Genomic DNA, 407 nt, shown 5'->3' on the forward strand with positions numbered 1-407 from the left:
GAGGGAGGAGATGCGCTTCGAAACGGTGTTGACCTCGGTCTTGGTCAGCTCGTTCTTCATCTTGCCCATCTTCTTGGCGACCTGGCTGATCGGCACCTGGCCCTCGCCGCGGCCGCTCTCGATCACGTGGATGGTGACGTTGGGCAKGATGCGCGAGAGGCGCTTGCGTTCGCCGTCGATCAGCGGCTTGACGCGGTGGCTGGGACCTTCGCTGACCAGCACGACGCCGGGACGTCCGACGGCGCGGAACACGGCGTCCTGCGTCCGGGGGTTGACCGCCACGGGCTGGTCTTCCGTGATCCAGCCACGGCGCAGGGTGCCCAGCGCGGCGCCCGAGGCGCCCGGCTGGTTCTCAATCTGGGCGAACGCGGCACGCTCGGCGCGCCGCGACAGGATCAGTGTGGCGC

Annotated in this window: 1 protein-coding gene; it reads right to left on the reverse strand. The window is 69.0% G+C overall.

Features of this window, described 5'->3' with window-relative positions; genetic code table 11:
* Window positions 1-407, reverse strand: a 407-nt coding sequence (locus AB4111_RS31215) for a DUF4191 family protein (RefSeq protein ID WP_442035149.1), incomplete at both ends; no start/stop codon positions are given.

The organism is Paenibacillus sp. 2KB_22 (assembly GCF_052115745.1).
Lineage (GTDB): Bacteria > Bacillota > Bacilli > Paenibacillales > Paenibacillaceae > Paenibacillus.